This is a genomic window from Methanosarcina sp. UBA411 (assembly GCF_002495725.1).
Taxonomy (GTDB): domain Archaea; phylum Halobacteriota; class Methanosarcinia; order Methanosarcinales; family Methanosarcinaceae; genus Methanosarcina.
The window spans coordinates 309,651-329,371 of sequence record NZ_DAGK01000012.1 but is presented as its reverse complement, the minus strand read 5'-3'; the positions used below and the strand labels follow the sequence as shown (position 1 = coordinate 329,371).

Annotated in this window: 19 protein-coding genes and 1 pseudogene; 14 read left to right on the top strand and 6 right to left on the bottom strand. The window is 39.5% G+C overall.

What is annotated here, in order from left to right; genetic code table 11:
* Positions 1 to 184: 184 nt before the first annotated feature.
* Positions 185 to 1,660: an argininosuccinate lyase gene (gene argH / locus BP861_RS05250; RefSeq protein WP_292373239.1), complete on the bottom strand. Its 1,476-nt coding sequence runs from the start codon at positions 1,658 to 1,660 to the stop codon at positions 185 to 187.
* Positions 1,661 to 2,031: 371 nt separating this feature from the next.
* On the opposite strand from argH, the gene BP861_RS05245 reads away from it, so the two are divergent.
* The 5 genes from BP861_RS05245 (at position 2,032) to BP861_RS05225 (ending at position 8,427) form a co-directional block, all read left to right on the top strand.
* Positions 2,032 to 2,631: a class I SAM-dependent methyltransferase gene (locus tag BP861_RS05245; RefSeq protein WP_292373237.1), complete on the top strand. Its 600-nt coding sequence runs from the start codon at positions 2,032 to 2,034 to the stop codon at positions 2,629 to 2,631.
* Between the two features lie 878 nt (positions 2,632 to 3,509).
* Positions 3,510 to 5,165: an ABC1 kinase family protein gene (locus tag BP861_RS05240; RefSeq protein WP_292373235.1), complete on the top strand. Its 1,656-nt coding sequence runs from the start codon at positions 3,510 to 3,512 to the stop codon at positions 5,163 to 5,165.
* A gap of 355 nt (positions 5,166 to 5,520) precedes the next feature.
* A complete protein-coding gene (locus BP861_RS05235; protein WP_292373233.1) occupies positions 5,521 to 5,610 on the top strand; it encodes an SHOCT domain-containing protein in 90 nt (29 codons plus the stop codon).
* Positions 5,611 to 5,709: 99 nt separating this feature from the next.
* On the top strand, positions 5,710 to 6,405 hold the full coding sequence (locus BP861_RS05230; protein WP_292373230.1) for a peptidase M4: 696 nt from the start codon (positions 5,710 to 5,712) through the stop codon (positions 6,403 to 6,405).
* A gap of 351 nt (positions 6,406 to 6,756) precedes the next feature.
* On the top strand, positions 6,757 to 8,427 hold the full coding sequence (locus BP861_RS05225; RefSeq protein ID WP_292373229.1) for a hypothetical protein: 1,671 nt from the start codon (positions 6,757 to 6,759) through the stop codon (positions 8,425 to 8,427).
* Between the two features lie 190 nt (positions 8,428 to 8,617).
* On the opposite strand, the gene BP861_RS05220 is transcribed toward BP861_RS05225, so the two are convergent.
* The 4 genes from BP861_RS05220 to BP861_RS05205 form a co-directional block, all read right to left on the bottom strand.
* Complete coding sequence (locus tag BP861_RS05220) at positions 8,618 to 8,842, bottom strand: hypothetical protein (protein WP_292373227.1); 225 nt, start codon at positions 8,840 to 8,842, stop codon at positions 8,618 to 8,620.
* Complete coding sequence (locus BP861_RS05215) at positions 8,839 to 9,069, bottom strand: hypothetical protein (protein WP_292373225.1); 231 nt, start codon at positions 9,067 to 9,069, stop codon at positions 8,839 to 8,841. Before BP861_RS05215 ends, BP861_RS05220 begins: the two co-directional genes overlap by 4 nt.
* Before the next feature lie 117 nt (positions 9,070 to 9,186).
* Entirely contained in the window at positions 9,187 to 9,918 is a 732-nt protein-coding gene (locus BP861_RS05210) for a sulfite exporter TauE/SafE family protein (protein WP_292373223.1), read from the bottom strand.
* 372 nt (positions 9,919 to 10,290) lie between these two features.
* Positions 10,291 to 10,941, bottom strand: coding sequence for a class I SAM-dependent methyltransferase (locus BP861_RS05205; RefSeq protein WP_292373221.1), 651 nt, complete (start codon positions 10,939 to 10,941; stop codon positions 10,291 to 10,293).
* A gap of 341 nt (positions 10,942 to 11,282) precedes the next feature.
* Between BP861_RS05205 and BP861_RS05200 the strand changes: the two genes are divergently transcribed.
* From BP861_RS05200 to BP861_RS05185, 4 genes are all read left to right on the top strand, one after another.
* The gene (locus BP861_RS05200; RefSeq protein WP_349681000.1) at positions 11,283 to 11,453 is read left to right on the top strand and encodes a YHS domain-containing protein; all 171 of its coding nucleotides are present in this window, start codon (positions 11,283 to 11,285) and stop codon (positions 11,451 to 11,453) included.
* 161 nt (positions 11,454 to 11,614) lie between these two features.
* Positions 11,615 to 12,577 carry a 2-hydroxyacid dehydrogenase gene (locus BP861_RS05195; protein ID WP_292373219.1) on the top strand — a complete coding sequence of 321 codons (963 nt, stop codon included), beginning with the start codon at positions 11,615 to 11,617 and terminating at the stop codon, positions 12,575 to 12,577.
* A 363-nt stretch (positions 12,578 to 12,940) separates the two neighbouring features.
* Entirely contained in the window at positions 12,941 to 13,147 is a 207-nt protein-coding gene (locus BP861_RS05190; protein ID WP_292373217.1) for a heavy-metal-associated domain-containing protein, read from the top strand.
* Between the two features lie 103 nt (positions 13,148 to 13,250).
* A complete protein-coding gene (locus BP861_RS05185; protein ID WP_292373215.1) occupies positions 13,251 to 13,499 on the top strand; it encodes a heavy-metal-associated domain-containing protein in 249 nt (82 codons plus the stop codon).
* A gap of 231 nt (positions 13,500 to 13,730) precedes the next feature.
* On the opposite strand, the gene BP861_RS05180 is transcribed toward BP861_RS05185, so the two are convergent.
* On the bottom strand, positions 13,731 to 13,997 hold the full coding sequence (locus BP861_RS05180) for a winged helix-turn-helix transcriptional regulator (protein WP_292373213.1): 267 nt from the start codon (positions 13,995 to 13,997) through the stop codon (positions 13,731 to 13,733).
* A gap of 212 nt (positions 13,998 to 14,209) precedes the next feature.
* Between BP861_RS05180 and BP861_RS05175 the strand changes: the two are divergent.
* From BP861_RS05175 to BP861_RS05155, 5 genes and pseudogenes are all read left to right on the top strand, one after another.
* Positions 14,210 to 14,992 (top strand): annotated as a pseudogene (locus BP861_RS05175) (P-loop NTPase); the annotation flags it as partial.
* Positions 14,993 to 15,032: 40 nt separating this feature from the next.
* Entirely contained in the window at positions 15,033 to 15,656 is a 624-nt protein-coding gene (locus BP861_RS05170) for a flavin reductase family protein (protein WP_292373209.1), read from the top strand.
* 17 nt (positions 15,657 to 15,673) lie between these two features.
* Entirely contained in the window at positions 15,674 to 16,219 is a 546-nt protein-coding gene (locus tag BP861_RS05165) for a dTDP-4-dehydrorhamnose 3,5-epimerase family protein (protein ID WP_292373207.1), read from the top strand.
* A 258-nt stretch (positions 16,220 to 16,477) separates the two neighbouring features.
* Positions 16,478 to 19,360: a heavy metal translocating P-type ATPase gene (locus BP861_RS05160; RefSeq protein ID WP_292373205.1), complete on the top strand. Its 2,883-nt coding sequence runs from the start codon at positions 16,478 to 16,480 to the stop codon at positions 19,358 to 19,360.
* 55 nt (positions 19,361 to 19,415) lie between these two features.
* Positions 19,416 to 19,673: a hypothetical protein gene (locus BP861_RS05155; RefSeq protein WP_292373203.1), complete on the top strand. Its 258-nt coding sequence runs from the start codon at positions 19,416 to 19,418 to the stop codon at positions 19,671 to 19,673.
* Positions 19,674 to 19,721: the final 48 nt, after the last annotated feature.

Sequence of the window (19,721 nt, the reverse complement as noted above, 5' to 3'; positions counted from 1 at the left end):
ATACCAGATATTCTTGTATAATATATGGTTCCGTTTTCTCCTAATATACTACCTATTTTATGATCTTAGGCATTTTGCGTTGAGTACTAAGAGATCAAAGTAATACTAATACTGAGATTAATACTGAAATACTGAGTTCATTGACATCGAGTATATCTAAATACTGAACTTGCTTCGTCACAGCTCAAGCTTTCCTGTACTCATTAACGGTTGCAAGCAGATTTTCGAAAGCCGAGTCTGTAATGTCTTTCAGGGTTGTAATTTCCTGCCTGTTAAGTTCAAGCTCGGTCTGCCTTCTCGAGAGGTAATTTCGCATTTCTTCGGGAGCTGGTCCGCCGGCGATTTTTCTTCTTTTTATATTCGAAACCGGATTAAGAGCTTCCTTTACCATCTTTTCCGTGAGTCCCCGGCTTGAAAGAGATTCTCCCAGAACAATTTCGGCTACGGAATCGATCTTTTCCAGAGTTGGTCTTTCCATTTCCCTTGCAAGCATTCCGACGATCTGGTGGGCAGTCCTGAAAGGAATTCCGGTTTCCCGGACAAAGGTATCTGCAAGTTCGGTAGCGGTTGTAAAACCTGTAACTGATTGGGCAGCAAGCACTTCAGGGCGGACTTTCATAGTTTTTATCATGCCTTCCATGATCCTTACTGAAGCCCTTACCGTTTCTACAGACCGCCAGATGTTTGGGGTTGCTTCCTGCAGATCCCGATTGTAACTTAGCGGAAGCCCCTTGCAGATTGTAATCAGGGACATAAGTGCGCCTACGGCTACTCCTGTTTTCCCGCGCATAAGTTCGGCAGTATCAGGATTTTTCTTCTGGGGCATGATTGAAGAAGTAGAAGCATACATGTCGTCCAGTTCTGTGAAATTGAATTCGGAAGAGGACCAGATTACGAGTTCTTCGGCCATGCGGCTCAGGTTTATCATGAGGTTTGTAAATCCTGAGGCGCATTCAACAAGAAAGTCCCTGCTGCTGACCGCATCCATCGAGTTTTCAAGCAGGCCTTCAAAGCCCAGGAGTTCCTGAGTTCTTTTCCTGTTCAGGTTAAAGCCTGTAGAAGCAAAAGCTGCAGCTCCAAGCGGGCAGAGGTTTACCCTGGAATACGCGTCCTGAATCCTGTCAAAGTCTCTACCAAGCACGGCTTCGTGGGCACAGAGGTGATGGGCAAGGGTTGTAGGCTGAGCGTGTTGCATGTGAGTAAAACCTGGCATGAGCGTTTCGATATGTTTCTCCGCAAGGGTGAGAAGGGTTTTCCTTAGTTCATAGATTTCTTCAAGCAGCCCGGTCAGTTCTTCTCTTAGTGTCAGCCTAATGCAGGTTGCAACCTCATCGTTTCTGGAACGTCCCGAGTGCATCCTGCCCCCAACGTCTTCTCCAACCAGATCGATGAGCCTTGACTCAAGGGAGATATGAATGTCTTCATAGCTGAAATCGAGCTTTTCCATCCCTTCCTCCCGGATTTTCAAAAGCCCTCTAAGGATTTTGCTGCAGTCCTCCCGGTTTATAATACCCTGCTCTTTCAGCATTACTGTGTGGGCAAGGTCCACTGCGATATCAGCATCAAAAATCCACCTGTCAGCTTCCATAGAGGAGGTATAACGTAAGATTTCCTCATCCTGGGCGACCTCCAGCCTGCCTCTGCGTAAGATATTGCTCATCGGGTTTCCTCTCTCTGAGTTTCTTCCTTCTACTTTTATTAAATAAATCTGTATGAATATAGTTCTTTTAGTATGAATACAGTTCCTGTTAATATCTGCGGTAATAGTGTCTGTGAAACTAATATAAGATTTAATATCAGACTTAAATGTAATACTTGATGTAAGATTTATGTAAAGTTTGTAGCGTGGTATTATTTCTAACGGTTAAATATGAATCGGTTTCGGGGAATCTTCTTATAAAGCTAACTTTATTGGGTAGGTACTTGTCTTTTTAAGTAAAAATTCTTGAGAATTAACACGGCTTACTTACTTGTCCAGTTTCTTCCGGTAACCCAAAAAAGCTAATCTTAAGGAAAGCGTAAATTTATTCAATGTCTGTAACCTCAAAGTACAACCGAATCGCACCCATTTATGAGCTGCTAGACTTGCCTCTGGAGTTTTTCTTTTTTCGAAAATGGAGAAAAGAGTCTCTTTCAGGTCTGAGCGGAAAAGTCCTGGAAGTAGGGGTGGGAACCGGAAGAAACCTGAAATATTATCCTGTGGGCTGTCGGGTGATAGGGATCGACAAAAGTGCAGGTATGCTCCAAAAAGCCCGGGAAAAAGCTGAAGGCATGAAAAATATTACTCTTTATCCTATGGACGCCGAGCATCTTGAATTTCCGGATAACAGTTTTGATTATGTGGTCGCGACTTTTGTTCTCTGCACAATTCCTGATCCAGTGAAAGCTCTCAGGGAAATGAGACGAGTCCTTAAACCTTCAGGGGAATTGATAGCTCTTGAGCACGTGCACAGTGACTACCTTTTTATTGACTTCATAGAACATTTAATTAATCCGGTTCTGTTTTTCCTGCTTGGAGACCATACAACTCGGCATACCGTGAAGAATATCGAAAAGGCTGGTTTCACAATTAAAGAACTAAAAAAACTGGCTTTTAAAGATGTTTTCAGGAAGATTCGGGCAAAGCCATAAACAATTCTTTTTTGATTGTATACCAGTGATTAAAAATTAATGGCCTGTTTGAAGAGAAATATTAAGCATTAAGCATTAAGCATTAAGCAAAAAACTCTTAGAGCATGTCTTAAAATTAAATTTGATTCTACAATTGGAGCAGGAATTAAGCATTCAAACTGAAAATATGTACATTAAACCATTAAATGCCTTAGTGTAAAATAAGTGTGACTACACCAGCTAGCGCTCGAATATAAGTTTGAGACCAGCAATGATATCACCTTTAGTAAATAGTTCACCTTTATATTCTTCCAAGTCTGATTGCAGGTTTCCTATTAGTACCCCTCGTTACCAATGAACTTACAATAAACTTACAACATATAAATTCTTGAAGACGTCTACGTAGGATACAAAAATATAATTGTTGTTTTTAGTTGTTTTAAAAGTCTAAGGTAAAATTACCAATGATCGCGGAAATTGTGACCACAATTAGAGCATACCTCATTATTTCGATAATCTGCTTCAAATCCAGCGCAGCTGCATCTAGAGCAGCGGCCATACCCTGCTTTATATACAAGCTTTTCGGTTTTTCTTTTAAACAGCCTAAATGTGATCACTTCATTTAACTCAACCATATAGATCCCCCAATTAGCAACAATTTTTTTATTTTGATATTTAAATAAATGGCATTTTTATACTCACAATTGTATATTACATTTATGATATAAATATATTGAACTCCAATTCTGTAAATAAAGAACTATATAAAATAAAGCTTATAGTATATCAAAATTAGCATTGCTTACTACCCAATAATATAATTGGTTTGAATTTTAAGACAACCTTTTTGTTTAATTTGAAGAAATTATCTTAAACAATAATAACCAATTAATAAATGGATGCTGGGGAAAACAAAGCGCTACCTTGAGGTTACGAGGGTTCTTTTTAAATACAACCTTATTCCGGAACTCTATCGAGATTTGCACACCGATTATATTTCAAACACTGAATGCACATGTAATTTTGATCTCGAAAATAGGCAGACGGCTGTAAAACTCAGGCAGGCTTTTGAAGAACTTGGGCCGACTTTCATCAAAATGGGACAGACCATGAGCAAGCGGCCTGATCTTGTTCCTCAGCCTTATGTTATAGAAATGGCAAACCTTCAGGACAAGGTTAAGCCTGTACCTTTTGAAGAAATGGCTGAATCTCTCGATCTTGCTTGCGTTTGCGAATATGAAACTCGTAAGGAGCGAAACCGGAAAAAGACAGAAGAAGAGCTTAAAGTTTCCCGGGAGAGAAAAGCAAAAGCTTTCATTGAAATTTTTGACAATTTTAACCCAGAACCCATTGCCTGCGGCTCGATTGCGCAGGTTTACAAAGGAGTTCTGGAAGGCAAACCAGTTGCTATAAAGATTCTTCGCCCAAATCTCATTGACACTATAAATATTGACCTTTCTATCCTGGATGATTTCAAGCCTGTTATGAGAAAGGTTCTCGGCCTCGGGAGTAATTTTGATATCGACGCTTTCTTGCTGGAGATCCGGGAGATGCTTACCCGCGAAGTTGACCTAAGAACCGAAGCTGTCAATATGCGGCGTTTTGAGGACAATTTCAAGAACGTGAAAAACGTGTCCGTGCCCAAAATTTATCCCGACTACTGTTCAGCCAATGTTCTCACAATGGAATTCATCCAGGGAATCCAGATCAAAGACATAATTAATATGCCTGTGCCTCAGAGCAAAAAATCGGAATATACACGTACCATCACCAAAAGCTACCTTAAACAGGTTTATATTGATGGCTTTTATCATGCTGACCCTCACGGGGGCAATATGCTGGTTCAGGAAAACGATACTATTGCCTTCATCGATTTCGGGGCGGTTGGCAGCATTGACGAGGAGCTCCAAAAGCATATGCTTGAGTTTTATTATGCCATCAACAATAGAGATGTTGAGGGGGCGACCCAGGGTTTCCTGAAAATTGGGGGTGTGGACGTGCGAGATGTAGATATCCACAGGCTTAGGAAAGATATGGATAGCCTGATCGCAAACCAGAACTACGGACTTGAGGGCAGGCAGAGTGACAATTATGCCAAGCTCGGGATGAAATATGATATCCGGCTGCCTGGGGAATTTTCCACTCTCCAGAGAGCGATCTTGCTTATAGAAGGTGTTTGCCTGGAGCTGGACCCGAGATACAACATTAAAACTATCGCGATTCCTGTACTGATGGACGCTTATAAAAAGCTTGATACTCCAAAAGGTGCAGCTCTTCATTTTGAATTTTCCACCGAGCCAGTGGATGAAAAGGCCGAGTTGAGGGCTGCAATCCAAGAAGTTGCCGATAAAATGGAGGGAATGGGGGATAAGTTTCTCTCCTTAAAGCAGGAGGAAAACAGGAAAAGCGTTTTTTCAAAAGAACTCTACTTGGCTGTCCTGCTTATTGTTTCAACCTACATTCTATTAAACGGGGGTGCTTTTTCCTGGGTCGGACTGGTTGGGTTTGGGGGCTCGGTTATGATAGCCTTTCTTACTACAATTCAAGGTAAATAAAAATCAAAACTAAAAACATAACTAGTGAGGTTCTCTCTATCCCTTGATTGATTTATAGACTGATTTACTAATGAAATATTGAACTCTAAACTCTTCTTGAAAAAGCAATGTATAAAAAAGTAATGTGAATATCGTTTCCGATTCTATAAAATAAATAATAAATAATAACTAGTAAATAATATCTTAATTGTAAGTTGGGAGCGTTTCCAATGGATGGATATATGGGCTATTACGGCTATGACATGGGATATGGAGACATGTTTTTCGGACTTTTTTTTGGGTCGTCATAATCGCGTTAGCTTATCTGTTGATCAAATGGCTTGTTAACCAGAACAAAACTCACAGGGAAGAACAGATGTCAGCCCTGGAGATTGCAAAAATTAGGTATGCAAAGGGCGAAATTAATGTAGAGGAATTTGAAGAAATTAAGAAGCTTATCGTTTAAAGAAAAGACAATCTAAAATTAACGCCTGTAGTAATATTTGTTCTGAGAGTTTCTATCGACATATTTTGGTAATCCTATTATGTACAATTTGAGGCGATTATGGCAGACAGAAAAAATCTCATAATTGGTCTATTGGTACTAATAATAATACTTCTTGCGGTTCTTATCTTTAGGTCGATGATGTACAGTCCAGTCTATAATCCGGCTGGTTATCCATCAGGAAAGATGGGACCCGGAATGATGCACAATCCAGGCTATAACTACACCTATGGATCTGGAATGATGGGTAACATGATGGCGGTTTACTATCCAGAGTCCAGACCAATAGCTCAGGATGAGGCTCTAAAAATTATGCAAAATTTTGCACGGGAATATAGCTCGAACAAAACTGAAATTGAGGACTTCATGGTATTTAGCAGCAACTACTATGCTGTTTTAAAAGATCCATCCACAGGTCAATATATAGCTGAGATTCTGGTAGACAGGTACTCCGGGTCGGCATATCCTGAACCGGGACCAAATATGATGTGGAACACAAATTACGGTGCTGGAAGAGCGCAGACCGGAGGCAAGGATTATGATTTGGCGGAGTCGGAGAAGCTTGCAAATGATTTCCTTGCTGGCTATTTGCCTGGAGCTCAGATTATTGAATCTAAGGCGATGCCTGGCTACTATACTTTTGACTTTGGATGGAATGGCATTGAGAGTATGCTAAGCGTAAATGCCTATAACGGTCAAGTGTGGGTGCATACATGGCACGGACCTTATATTGGTGATATTAACGTCACGAGTTAAATCACTTTACAGATGACAATAGATGGCTATAAAAAACTATTTTTTTCTAAAAACAGAATTTTTATAAATTGGATCCACTAATGTTAACAATGAGCTCAAGAATCCTAAAAATAGTTATCAATGTCACTTATATGTAAAAATTGAATATTAAATAATATAAATTACACTTGATATTTTATTGTCAACTTCGTATCTAAATAAACTTATTTCTTTTTTTAAGTTATTCTTTTATTTCAAATAGATAAACTCTGAAAATATACTTATTATAATAACGTTTTTATGCTAATTAATTAAATAATTATCCGACGGTATTTTTTAAATTTAACAATCTTGGGACATAGGGGGAAATTGATGATAAAATCCGGAATAATAAAGCCAATATTATTACTGGTATGCATAGGTGTACTGGTAACTGCACTCGTACAGCCTATTGCAGGAAGTACAATGAGTCAGGGGAAAATGATGGAGCAAAAAGACAAGATGGCTTCTTGTCTCGATAATAAAAGCATGATGCATTCTGGAATGGGAGAATGTGGAGCCAGCAAAATGTATGAGACTTCATCCAAAGAGAAGATGATGAAAGGCGAGAAATCATGTAATGAAACCATGATGAAGTCTATGATGAAAGAGAAAGCAGCCAGCAAAGGCCGCTACACAGGCAAGATGAGTTTAAATGAAAGTTCATCCCAGGCCAATTTTGATTGCGCTTGTCTTTATCTTGAGAAAGCAATAAAACTTCATGCGATGCATCTTGAAAAACCAAAAAGCGTAACCAATGAGTCTCAGATGGAAATGATGGACCAGATGAAGCAGGCCAAAAAATACCTTGCAGAGGAAAAAATGAATATGGACATGATGGGCACATGCAATGAGTCGGCAGAGTATGAACATCCATATGCCATCTCAGCCCTTATGAGGCTTGAATACTCTGGCTTCTGGCTTGATGAAGCTATAAAACTTCATGCAATGCACATGAAGAATCCTAAGATTGCAACCAATGAGTCTCAGATTAGATTAATGGCCCAGATGGTGCGTGCAAACAGATACCTTGCAGGAGAAGATATGGATATGAAGATGGCTAAAAACGCCAGTCTCTCGCAGGATAACGTTAACTTTACAACTCTCTGGCTTGAAAAAGCAATAAAACTTCACGCAATGAACCTTAAGAATCCTGAAGCAGCAACCAGCGAGTCCCATATGAGATTAATGAACCAGATGATGTGGGCCCGTGAATGCATTGGAGGAAAGAATCCGAATCTGGAAATGCTGATGGACTTTGAAGAGGACTCAGCCAGAGATATGTGTGAGCCTTCATCCAGTGAAATATGTGAGCCTTCACCCAAGGAAAAGATGATGATTATGATGATTGGCTCCATGAAAATGGGAGAAAAATCACGCAATGAAACCATGATGAACGCTATGAAGAGTTTAATAATGGAAGAGAAGGCTAAAAAAGAGAAAATGGAATCCATGAAGGAAGAGAAAGAGGAAGAAGAGGAAGATGAAGAGGAAATGGAATCCATGATGGAAGAGAAAGAGGCCAAAAAAGGTAAAATGGAGTCCATGAAGGAAGAGAAAGAGGCTAAAAAAGAGAAAATGGAGTCCATGATGGAAGAGAAAGAGGCCAAAAAAGAGAAAATGGAATCCATGAAGGAAGAGAAAGAGGAAGAAGAGGAAGATGAAGAGAAAATGGAGTCCATGATGGAAGGGAAGTTAGCTAACAAAAGTTGCTATGCAGGCAAGATGGAGAAGGCCAGCTTAACCCGGGCTGACTTGGACTGCGTTTGTTTGTGCCTCGAGAAAGCCATAAAACTGCACGAAATGTACCTTAGAAACCCTGAGGCGGCAACCAGTGAGTCTAAGATGGAAATGATGAAACAGATGATGCAAGCCCACGAATACCTTACAGGGGAAAAAATGAATATGGACATGATGAAAGGATTAGAAAAAGAAAATAAGTCGGCAGAATGGTTGGAAAAAATGACCGAAAAGGGCGGGCAGCGCTCATCCAGTGACTGCTAATTAGACTAGTGACTGCTAATAGGATATTAAGTCTAGAAGGTAGATACTATAATTAAGACAAGTGGGATAATTTCCCACTTCTTTTTTAGCTGCCTGTCCAGGCATTGTTAATGAGGCGCCTGTTTCTTCAATATCGTGGGTAAAAAATATTATTGTTTTTCTTCTCTTGCCAGATTCTCTAAATTTCTTTCTACATGGTCATCTTTTTCATTTGACCATTCTGGGCTTGCAATCGCGGCACATTTTTGATAGTTTTACCTGAATCATCAATCAGGGCTCTGAAGAATGCAGATACTTTTGCATTGTCAATACACTCTCCCATATGCCCTACTGGTGGGAGGTCAGGCTGTAAAAACTCTCTTAACTCTCTTCCGGTTTTGTCAAGAGCCGTTTGGGTACAGAAACCTACTTTCATAAGGGGAATGAAGCACAGCAGTTGGTCAGAACCAGAATGTTATTTTCTATCATTTTAGCAGCTACATCTGCAACTGCTTTTTCATAAACAACTCTTGTATTGCTGCATCTTACCAGATTTACTACCCGACAATTTTGCCTTCTTTCAACACCTGCGCTAACATTTATACCTTCAAAACATTTTATAGCATATTCCAGCGAAAAATCTATTTCTGCGCTAATTTTCATAATTAGGAATGAAGACTGGGACATTCTTCTTGCTTCAAAGTTATCTCCACAAATAATGTACAAACAGCGAGCAACCATAAAAACATTCAAAAAGCTATAGTAAAGGCTTCTATCAAACTATGGAAATAGTATAAGCTTCAGGCCCAATAAAAATATGAAAATTGCCACAAAGTTTCTGAATTTTTCCTGGGGTATTTTTTCAACTCCTCTTTTCCCAATCACTGCCCCAATTAAAGATACGGGTATGAAGATCAAAAAACCTGATACAAGAACAGGATCAAGTCTCGTACCTCCCTGAATATAGGTCGCTATCCTGGTAGAGTCGATCATAAAAGATATAGCACCTGCAGTTGCAACATAAACAGCTTTTTTCAGGTTAAAAGCGCTCAGGGATACAGCGTTTATTTCTCCGCCTATACCGAAGATACCTGCAAAAAACCCTGTCAGGGCTCCACTGGATACTGCAACTGATAATTTCTGGCTGAGTTTAAAGGCTTGGTTAAAAATGATGAAGAGAACATAAGCTATAAGGAATATTCCTAAAGCTCTTGAGAGAACATCCCGCGAAATTCTCAAGGATAAAAATGATCCCAGAAAACTTGTAAAGATACCGGGAAGGCCAAAGGCAAGAAAAATTTTCCATCTTATTCCCTTACGAAATAAGAGCATTTTCCAGATATCATTAAACCAGTGAACTATGCCCACCAGGAGTAAAGTCTGTGGTAGAGGAAGGGTGATCAGGAGAACGGGTACCATAATTGTGGATATTCCAAATCCAGCCAGAGTCCCGATTATGCTTGCCAGCAGTGTAAGTAGCGCTATATAGATAATTTCCTCATACACAATCATATTATACAACCGTATTACACTCTGAGAAAAAACTTTTTGGCACAATATATAATTAATATTAATATCCGCGAATAATATTAATACCTGTGTCCGAAAAGATTATGGTCCTATTAAGAGAATTCAGATATTGAAGACCCTTTTAAGAGGAATTGTGTATCAAGTAATTTTAGCAGAAAAAGCGGCCTTGATTGTTGCCATGAAAAAACTTTTCTCTGTGACACTAATTTACGGTGATACTAAATGTTCGTTTTCTAGCGGATTGAGACGTATAGACAGGAAATAGTTCGCTAATTTAGTCCGATAATTTTTATTTCCTTTACAAATAATAACTTTTTGAACAATTCAGTATATATTTCAGTATATTATAGATTCTTATAACTTCTTGTTTAGCCCTTTTAATATTCTTCCAGCTCCATGTAAAATGGTATCTTTTTCTATTATTTTTATTTTGTTCTTATTAAGTAGTGCTTCTATGTCAAATTTAATAAAATTTTTATAGTATTTAGCTTCAAAAAGAGCAATAAAATGATAGATTAATAATCTGCCAATCTTATTTTTGGGTAAATCATAATCAACAGTTACTATGATTCCTTCTGGTTTGGTTACTCTGGCCATTTCCTTTAATACTTTTTCTCTTATACTCAAAGGCATTTCATGCAAAGCAAACGATATAGAAGATACATCAAAACTATTGTCCTCAAATGGTAGATTTGTTGCATCAGAGATTTCAAATTTCGCATTTCTAAATTTATTTTTCTTTTTGGCCACATTAATCATGGCTTCAGAAATGTCAATTCCAATAACCTCATAACCTTTTTTCGCAAATGCAAAGGCCTGTTGTCCTGTCCCCGTGGCAACTTCTAATATTTTTGAACCCATTTGAGCATTCGTAAAATTCACCACTCTATCCCTTACACTGGAAAAAGGCGTAACGATAGCATCATAAAAAGGAGCCAGCATAGCAAATGTCTTTCTTACAGTTGAGTAATATTCCTTTTCTTCATTAGTTAATTTTCCTGCCATGATTTTTCTCCTTCTAAATTATGGTTGCTGAAGTCAATGGACAATGTTCTGACAGAAAGAAGTCTCGACCCAAATTATTTTCTCTCGATAATTGGAATGTGAGAGGCAGCATCTAAGATAGGGAAACTACCAAATTGGAAGAAAGAAATGAAATTCCTAACCCCTTATAATATAACTCATAAATAGGATACCTGTCGAATTTATAAGGGTTATTGGTTACTGCCATATGTCCTTTTCTTATCTCCAGGGAGGTGACCTATTTCTGCCTAAATTCTGTGAGATTTCAGATAAAGAGAAGATCACCCCGAGCATAGTGTCACAAAATAGAAATATCTTGATGTATTTTTATTATTGGGGGTATTATAATAGTAGTTGATCCTGTCTGCAAAATGGAGTTTGACGAGAAGGAAGCGAGGTTCAAGAGCGAATATAAAGGAAAGACATACTACTTCTGTGCTCTCTCGGACAAAAAAAGGTTTGATGAAAATCCTGAGAAGTACATCGAGTCCTAAGGTAGAGATCTATAAAGACATTCTGGATTCAAGACCGATGAAATGTGAAAAATGAGTCTAATGACTTAATAATATTATGACGGTAGCACACACTGTTTTTCAGCTTATGTTTAATGTAATCTTTAAGAATTCCGGGCAAAATTTAGAGTTTCGGGGGGCTTATGAAGATAGTAGTAGCAGATCCAATATTCCTGACTGAGGAGTATATAAAACGGCTCGAAAAATTGGGTGAACTCAAAATATACGACAATGTACCCGCTTCTCATGAGGAGTTTATTGAGAGAATAAAGGATGCCGAAGTCGTAATAGTAGGAAGATACGGCATTAATGCTGAAGCTTTGCATTTTGCACCTAGGTTAAAGATGATTTCCTTATGGCAGACCGGCTTTGACAATGTGGATCTGGAGGCAGCCACCGAGCACGGAGTAATCGTATCAAATGTTCCCAGTTATGCCTTTGACTCGGTAGCGGAGCTTGTTTTTGCCTTATCCCTAAACCTTCTAAGAAAAATTCATCTCGCAGACATGAATCTGCGAAAGGGACTATTCGACTGGAAGTACTATGTAGGCAGCCAGCTCATGAGCAAGACCTTAGGCGTGCTTGGAACGGGCGAGATAGGTAAGCGAGTGATACAGATCGCGCATGGCTTCAACATGAATGTGCTCTCTGTTACGGCTCACCCAAGCCCCGAGAGAGCAAAAGCTCTGGGGATAAAGTTCGTGGATCTGGACACTCTGCTCTCAGAGAGTGATATAGTTACACTACATGTGCCACTGACGCCAGCAACCGAGCATATGATAGGTAGGCGAGAACTGGCAAAGATGAAGCCTACTGCCATACTGATCAATACTGCTAGGGGAAAAGTTGTCGATGAATCTGCTCTCATAGAAGCTCTAAAGGAGGGAAAAATCGCCGGAGCAGGGCTGGATGTCTTTGAAAAAGAACCACTACCTATGGATAGTCCTCTGTTAGAGATGAGTAATGTGGTGCTGACTCCGCATATTGCTTTCCTATCTGAAGAATCTTTAGATGAGTGTACTTACATGACTGTTGAGAACATAGAGATGTTTACTGAGGGTAAGCCCCAGAATGTGGTGACGCAACCTTTCCGGCGGAAAGCTTGACCAAAGTCCCTAAGCGGCGCAACGTGCGCTTTTCAAAAAAGGCTTGCCCGCAAATCCTCAAGCGACGTCAGAGTTTGAAGATCTTACCCCCAAGCCCTATCCGGCGTGATCAACCGGCGCAACGGTTGAGGCACAACGCGACCCTTTTCAAAAAAGAATCTCTTAATGAAATTCAACACTTTCCAAATTTTATTCCATTTTACCAATATCTAATGTAATGATAAAGTCTCATTAACCTGAATTTACGCAAAGAATTTGTGGCAAATCGGATATATTATTATTCAATCCTACAGTATTCCAGAAAATTATTATATTAATTTATTCTGTTAAATTATTAAGTATAATTAGATGGAGGCTGAAAACATGACCCAAGAAATCATAAAAGTTGAAGGCATGTCCTGTATGCACTGTCAGTTGAGGGTTAAAAAGGCGGTTGAAGCTGTAAAAGGGGTACAGAGGGCGGACGTAAACCTTCAGACCAAACAGGTAACTGTTGATTATGAGGAAGGGAAGGTAAACCCCGAAAAGATCAAGGAGGCAATTCGTGAAACAGGGTATGAACCTATTTAATGTGATAATCTCATACAAATAATATCGGTACAGGCTTCAAAGAATATATAGTAAAGGTACAAATTTTTACTATATGGTTGAGGAACCTGTTTGAAAATTACAGTTGTGCTGGGGGGGTGAACACATCGGGGAGACAACATTCATAGTAGACGATCTAGTATGCAGGTACTGCAAGGATATGATCACAAGACTAGTTACATCTATCAACGGGGTTTCCAGAGTAAACATCAATATTCATGAAAGAACCGTAAATGTGGCCTATGATAGCCGGATAACTGATGCATATGTTATACAGATGACCTTGCTTAAAGCTGGCTATAAAACTTTAGAAGAGCCCGGAAGAGTTTTTTAAACACCGAGCAACTCAAAAAAAATTGAATAAGTGATAGGTCTGATGGAAGTTAATATGGGAGCATTGGCATGACCTGTCGTCTTGCCGGAAAAGAGCAGCGGATGCTGTTTATTTTCTAATTGGGTGAAAATTGCACAGGTTCTATACAATTTCTTTAAAACTAACATGTTTATGACTTTGAAAGATTCCTTCCTTATGATTAAGTAGTTATCGTTTTCTTTATCTTATAGTTTATTTTGGAGAATAACTTGTATTATTGCAGGTAGAATTATACATTTCCTGACGCAGATCGTCCCGCTTCTCTGCCCATTTTATTAAAGGAATAATTGCTTCACAAAGCTGTTTACCATCATCCGTTAAAAAATATTCGACTCTTGGAGGTACTTCGGGAAATGCTTCTCGTCGGACAAGGCCTTTTTTTTGAAGTTCTTTTAACAGGTCCGTAAGTGACTTGGGGCTGATACCCTCAAGAGTACTCATTAGATCATTGAATCTCAATCTGTCGTGATGTCCGAGGACACTGATAACCTACGTGGCCCATTTTTTGGATATTGTGTTAATAATTCCTTCCAAGGGACACAAACAAACTCCATTACTATCTTCTTTCATAGTCACTTTCTCACTATATACTTCATATTATTAATACTATAGGAAGTATTGTAATTGTTAATATATGCTATTATTTTTTGATTTTTTAATATTTATTATCTCTAAATGGAGTTGAAAAGATGAAAGTTCTTGTATGTGGAAAAGGAGGTAGTGGCAAGAGCACGATTACTGCTCTACTTGCAAAATCCATGGCTAAAAGAGGTTACAATGTACTTGTAGTGGACAGTGATGAGTCAAACTTCGGGCTTCATAGGCAGCTTGGTATTGGAATGCCGGAAGACTTCATGAACTACCTAGGAGGAAAAAAAACCCTGGGTGAAAAATTGATGCAGGCGTATCAGAGCGGAGACAACACCATTATTCTTGAAAATAAATGGAAAATCTCGGACATTCCTGAAGCTTACACTGTAAAGAAAGGAAACATACAGATGATGGCTATAGGCAAAATTCATGACTTCGGGGAAGGATGCGCCTGTCCAATGGGAGCACTTGCAAAAAATTTGCTAAATAATATGGAGACAACATCTGAAGATATAATATTCGTGGATACTGAAGCTGGTATTGAACATTTTGGTAGAGGAGTGGAAGAAGGATGTGACCTTATATTAATGATACTTGATCCGTCCTATGAATCTATCCGGCTCTCTGAAAAAATAAAAGAGCTTTCGGAAAAAGCCGGAAAAACTCTATATTTTATTCTCAATCGTGCGGATAAAACTGGGATCCAGTTCATGCTGGAAACCGTGGATAAGACCCAAGTTCTTGCTTCAGTGCCCTCGGATGTGGACATTTTCCGAGCAGGGCTTGTAGGAGAAGAGCTAAGTGTGGAGCTTCCGGAAATCGAGTCAGTCGCTGATTCTTTAGTTTCGGGTAACTGTCTCTAAAATAAAACAGGAAGATAGTTGTAACTGATGTAGTGGTAATATGATATTAGAAAATTTTAAAAGAGAGTCACTGATACCATTACCAGTTGTGTTTATATCAACAATCAGTGGCGACGGAGTTAGAAATATAGCCCCATATTCCTGCTTAATGCCTGTTTTACGATCACTTGATTTAGTTTGTGTGGCTTCAGCAAAAAGGAGAGATACATTAGTTAATATAAAAAGTACAAAAGAATTTGTCCTTAACCTGCCCGGTACTGATATGCTGGATAAAGTAATACCAACGGCTTTACATGTTCCTTCTAATGTCGATGAATTCGAACTGGCGGATCTAAAAGAAAAACCTTCAAAAAAGGTCAAGGCACCAGGAATTCAAGGGTGCTATGCATGGATGGAGTGTGAGTTGCATGATACATATGAGGAAGTATATGGGGGCTTTCCTTATGTATTGATTTTTGGTAAAGTTGTACATCTGGAGGTAAAAGATGATATCTATGACAAGGAAAGTGGCTCTTGGGATATAGAAAAAGCTAAACCACTGATGATGACAGGGTCGGATGATGGCATGCATTTCTGCACTGTCAACGATACAGGCAAATTCGAGCCTTATGGAGCTATGTTCAAGAATGGTAAAGATCCACTTGAAAGGATGTATAAAAAATAAAAAGGGAAGGGTTAAAAATGCAAGTAACTAGCATGGAAGACTTTAATAAACTAGAAAAACCACGAGTTCAAAGAATTCCAGGATTTTATGGCGAAAAATTAATTGAAGGAGTCTTTATAAGGGATATGAAATTATTCAGCGATGAAAGAGGGTTATTAACCGAAATAATACGTTTAGACGACGAAGAACTGAAAGCACAAAACATCAAGCAGATAATTGCTTCATATTCATATCCCGGAATGATCAAAGGTTGGCATCTCCATTCAAAACAGGAAGATCACTTGTTTTGTGTAACTGGTATGGTAAAAGTTGCATTATATGACTACAGAGCAGATTCACCCACTTACAGAGTTCTTAACGAAATCTTTATGGGTGAAAAATATCCCCGTACAGTTTATATTCCCCCAGGAGTTTTTCATGGCACAAAAAATGTTGGAAGTGGAATCTCTGTGGTGATAGGAATGCCTTCGCTATTTTATAATCCAGAGGATGTAGATGAAAGGCGGGTTAATCCCATTGACAATGATATCATTCCTTACGATTGGAACTGTAAAATGGAATGAAACAGAGGATTTAGGAAATAACCATATTAATATTAATTTTTTACTTTTTTACAGCTAAGACTTACGTGCTTGAAGTGCAAGATGAATTGTAAACGATATTGTTTTAAAGAATATATAGTAAAAGGTACAATTTTATATAAACTCTAATTATTTGTGAAGCTCCTGTTTGAATAAAGCCGGTTAGAACATTATAATGGAGTCCTGAAGAATTCTATAACCTTCGAGCATTCCTGAAAATCTGGATAGGCGGCACATCTAATGGAAGTTTATGTAAGAGTTTATGACATGACCTGTGGCCATTGCCAGAAAAGAGTGGCAGATGCCATTTCTTCTCTTGAGGGAGTAGAGTCTGTTGAAGTTGATCTTGAATCCGAAAGCGCGACGGTTAGCTTTGACCCTCAAAAAGTAAGCCTGAATGATATAAAGGCAGCTATTCGGAAGGCAGGATACTCAACAGAAAGCGAAAATGAAGCTCAGGAAGAGGTCGGGGCAGAAGTTCCTGACACAACAGAAGTCGAAGGGATGACCTCAAAGACAACTTCAAAGACAAAGACCGAGGAGCCGGCTCTAAAGGAATCAAAAGAGTCTGAAGAGACTCCTCAAACCTGTCCTCTAACTGAAATATGCGAATTGCCAGAAGAGGGACCGCAAATCTCAAGCTCGAAAGCAGGGCTAAAAGAAATCACGCTTGGTGTTTCTGGTATGACCTGTTCGGCCTGCGCCGCAAATATTGAGAGAGTATTGAAGAAAAAATCAGGCGTGGATTCAGTAGTTGTCAACCTGGAGCTTGGAAGGGCAAAGGTTGATTTTGATCCCTCGCTTATCTCCGCAAAAGAGATTGAAGAAGCTATCGAATCTATTGGATATAAGGTAGAAAAAGATACGGTAACTTTGAGTCTTGAAGGCATGAGCTGTGCCTCCTGTGCTGCAAATATCGAGAAAGTTCTTAACAGGACTGAAGGCGTAATTTCAGCCTCGGTAAATTTCCCGCTTGAAAAAGCCGTTGTAGAATTTGATTCAGCCCGGATTTCCGTAAGGGAAATTCTTGCTGCAGTCCAGAAAATAGGTTATGGAGCATCTGTTAAAACTGAAACTGTTGAGTATGAGGACAGGGAACAGGCTTCCAGGGAGGCTGAGATTCGGAGGCAGAGAAATAACCTGATAATTGCTCTTGTTCTAGGAATTCCGATCGGCCTCGGAAACATGAGTATGATGTTTCCTTTCTTATCTTTTGTACCTGATTTCTTTTCCAATCATATCGTTCTTTTTATACTATCCACTCTTGTTCTCCTTTTCCCTGGCAGACAATTTTTTGTCGGGACTCTCAAAGGATTCAAGTACGGTGTAACTGATATGAACCTGCTGATAGCAGCAGGAACAGGCTCAGCCTACCTTATCAGTGTAGCAGCAACATTTCTTAATCTCGGTCCTGGGTATAATAGTCTTTACTATGATACTGTAGCTTTTCTTATTATCTTCATCGTACTTGGCAGGTATCTCGAGGCAAGGGCAAGGGGCCAGACATCTGAAGCAATTAGAAAACTGATGAGCCTCAGGGCAAAGACCTCTAGAATCCTTGTAAACGGCATCGAAAAAGAAATTCCTGTCGATGAAGTAGTAGTTGGGGATATTGTTGTTGTTCGGCCCGGAGAAAAGATTCCTGTTGATGGAATTGTAGTTGAGGGAAGTTCTGCAATAGATGAGTCCATGCTCACCGGAGAAAGCATCCCGGTAGAGAAATTTCCGGGTGATATCGTCATAGGAGCTACTCTTAACAAGACTGGATCTTTCAGTTTTAGGGCTACAAAGGTTGGGGCGGATACTGCCCTTTCTCAGATAATCCGGCTTGTTGAAACTGCCCAGACTACAAAGGCTCCTATCCAGAGAGTTGCAGATGTCTTTGCCGGAAACTTTATCGTAGCCGTGCATATTATTGCACTTTTGGCTTTTTTCTTCTGGTTCTTCATAGGTTACTGGCGCTATGGAGTAGGAGGATCCGTAGCTCTCGGAGGAATCAGCCCATTCCTTTTTTCCCTGCTTATCGCCATTACTATCCTTGTAATTTCGTGTCCTTGTGCAGTCGGGCTTGCAACTCCTGCTGCTATTATGGTCGGCACTGGTAGAGGTGCGGAAAATGGAGTTCTTATAAAAGGAGGTGAAGCTCTTGAAAGGGCACATAAACTAGATACTATCGTTTTTGACAAAACTGGAACCCTTACGGAAGGCACACCTAAACTCACAGACCTGCTTGCAGCACCAGGTAATGATGAGGAACAGGTACTTTTTATAGCTGCAACGGCTGAAAAAGGATCGGAACATCCTCTTGGGGAAGCTATCGTAAAAGGAGCTGAGGAAAGAGGTATTAGCCTTGAAAAGGCAGAAAATTTCCGTTCCATTCCAGGAAAAGGAGTCGAAGCTTATCTTGAAGAAAAGAGAATCTTGCTCGGCACGCGCAAACTTATGGAAGAAAATGGAATTTCCTTTAAAGAACTGGAAGCTGAAATGCGAGGTTTTGAGGAAAACGGAAAAACTGCAATGCTCGTAGCTTTCGGGGACGAAATCATAGGCATCGTTGCAGTTGCCGATACCCTTAAAGAAAACTCCAGTGAGGCAATTGAGACTCTTAAGAAAATGGGTCTAGAAGCAGTTATGATCACAGGTGACAATGCTGTTACAGCCAGCGCAATCGCAAAAGAAGTGGGTATTCACAGAGTGCTTGCTGAAGTGCTTCCTGAAGACAAAGCAAATGAAATTAAGAAGCTTCAGGAAGAGGGAAAGATTGTCGGAATGGTAGGTGACGGTATTAATGATGCTCCTGCACTGATTCAGTCCGATGTGGGAATTGCAATGGGAGCAGGTACGGATGTGGCAATGGAATCAGCAAAAATCGTGCTTATCAAAAATGATCCACGAGATGTAGTCGTAGCCGTTAAGCTGAGCCGACTAACCATAAATAAAATCAAACAGAACCTAATCTGGGCTTTCGGGTACAATTCTATAGGTATTCCTATTGCAGCAGGGATTCTTTATCCCTTTGTTCATAGAATTCTGATCACACCCGAACTTGCTGCCGCTTTTATGGCACTCAGTTCGGTTTCGGTGACTGCTAATTCCTTGCTGATGAAAAAAAGCAAAATTTAATGAAAGGGACAGATAGCTTAAAATTTAACAGTAGAGAGTTAAACAGGAGATTTATATGGTAAATTTCGGTTCCACAGATAGCAGGCCAAGAACAGTACTTTTGTTAAGTCTCACCACTTCAATATTACTTGTTATCTTTTTCCTTTCCTTGTCTCTTTTAACTAATGTATCTAGAGGAGAAATTTCCTACACTCAGGTAGACATGGTTGCGGGTTCAATTTTTGTTTTTGTAATCTCTATGATAATTTCGCTGTCCCTTTGGCCCAAAATTGCAGAATGGCTTGAAAGCAAAAAGAATAAAATCCCAGAGTGATTCCTTTTGGAAGTGGTTTCAGAGTTATCTGGGATTTCTTTAATCTGG

Excerpts from the sequence above, each read along its gene's own strand:
- argH (WP_292373239.1), bottom strand. The coding sequence starts at position 1,660 with ATGAGCAATATCTTACGCAGAGGCAGGCTGGAGGTCGCCCAGGATGAG.
- BP861_RS05245 (WP_292373237.1), top strand. The coding sequence starts at position 2,032 with ATGTCTGTAACCTCAAAGTACAACCGAATCGCACCCATTTATGAGCTG.
- BP861_RS05240 (WP_292373235.1), top strand. The coding sequence starts at position 3,510 with ATGCTGGGGAAAACAAAGCGCTACCTTGAGGTTACGAGGGTTCTTTTT.
- BP861_RS05235 (WP_292373233.1), top strand. The coding sequence starts at position 5,521 with ATGTCAGCCCTGGAGATTGCAAAAATTAGGTATGCAAAGGGCGAAATT.
- BP861_RS05230 (WP_292373230.1), top strand. The coding sequence starts at position 5,710 with ATGGCAGACAGAAAAAATCTCATAATTGGTCTATTGGTACTAATAATA.
- BP861_RS05225 (WP_292373229.1), top strand. The coding sequence starts at position 6,757 with ATGATAAAATCCGGAATAATAAAGCCAATATTATTACTGGTATGCATA.
- BP861_RS05220 (WP_292373227.1), bottom strand. The coding sequence starts at position 8,842 with ATGAAAGTAGGTTTCTGTACCCAAACGGCTCTTGACAAAACCGGAAGA.
- BP861_RS05215 (WP_292373225.1), bottom strand. The coding sequence starts at position 9,069 with ATGAAAATTAGCGCAGAAATAGATTTTTCGCTGGAATATGCTATAAAA.
- BP861_RS05210 (WP_292373223.1), bottom strand. The coding sequence starts at position 9,918 with ATGATTGTGTATGAGGAAATTATCTATATAGCGCTACTTACACTGCTG.
- BP861_RS05205 (WP_292373221.1), bottom strand. The coding sequence starts at position 10,941 with ATGGCAGGAAAATTAACTAATGAAGAAAAGGAATATTACTCAACTGTA.
- BP861_RS05195 (WP_292373219.1), top strand. The coding sequence starts at position 11,615 with ATGAAGATAGTAGTAGCAGATCCAATATTCCTGACTGAGGAGTATATA.
- BP861_RS05190 (WP_292373217.1), top strand. The coding sequence starts at position 12,941 with ATGACCCAAGAAATCATAAAAGTTGAAGGCATGTCCTGTATGCACTGT.
- BP861_RS05170 (WP_292373209.1), top strand. The coding sequence starts at position 15,033 with ATGATATTAGAAAATTTTAAAAGAGAGTCACTGATACCATTACCAGTT.
- BP861_RS05165 (WP_292373207.1), top strand. The coding sequence starts at position 15,674 with ATGCAAGTAACTAGCATGGAAGACTTTAATAAACTAGAAAAACCACGA.
- BP861_RS05160 (WP_292373205.1), top strand. The coding sequence starts at position 16,478 with ATGGAAGTTTATGTAAGAGTTTATGACATGACCTGTGGCCATTGCCAG.
- BP861_RS05155 (WP_292373203.1), top strand. The coding sequence starts at position 19,416 with ATGGTAAATTTCGGTTCCACAGATAGCAGGCCAAGAACAGTACTTTTG.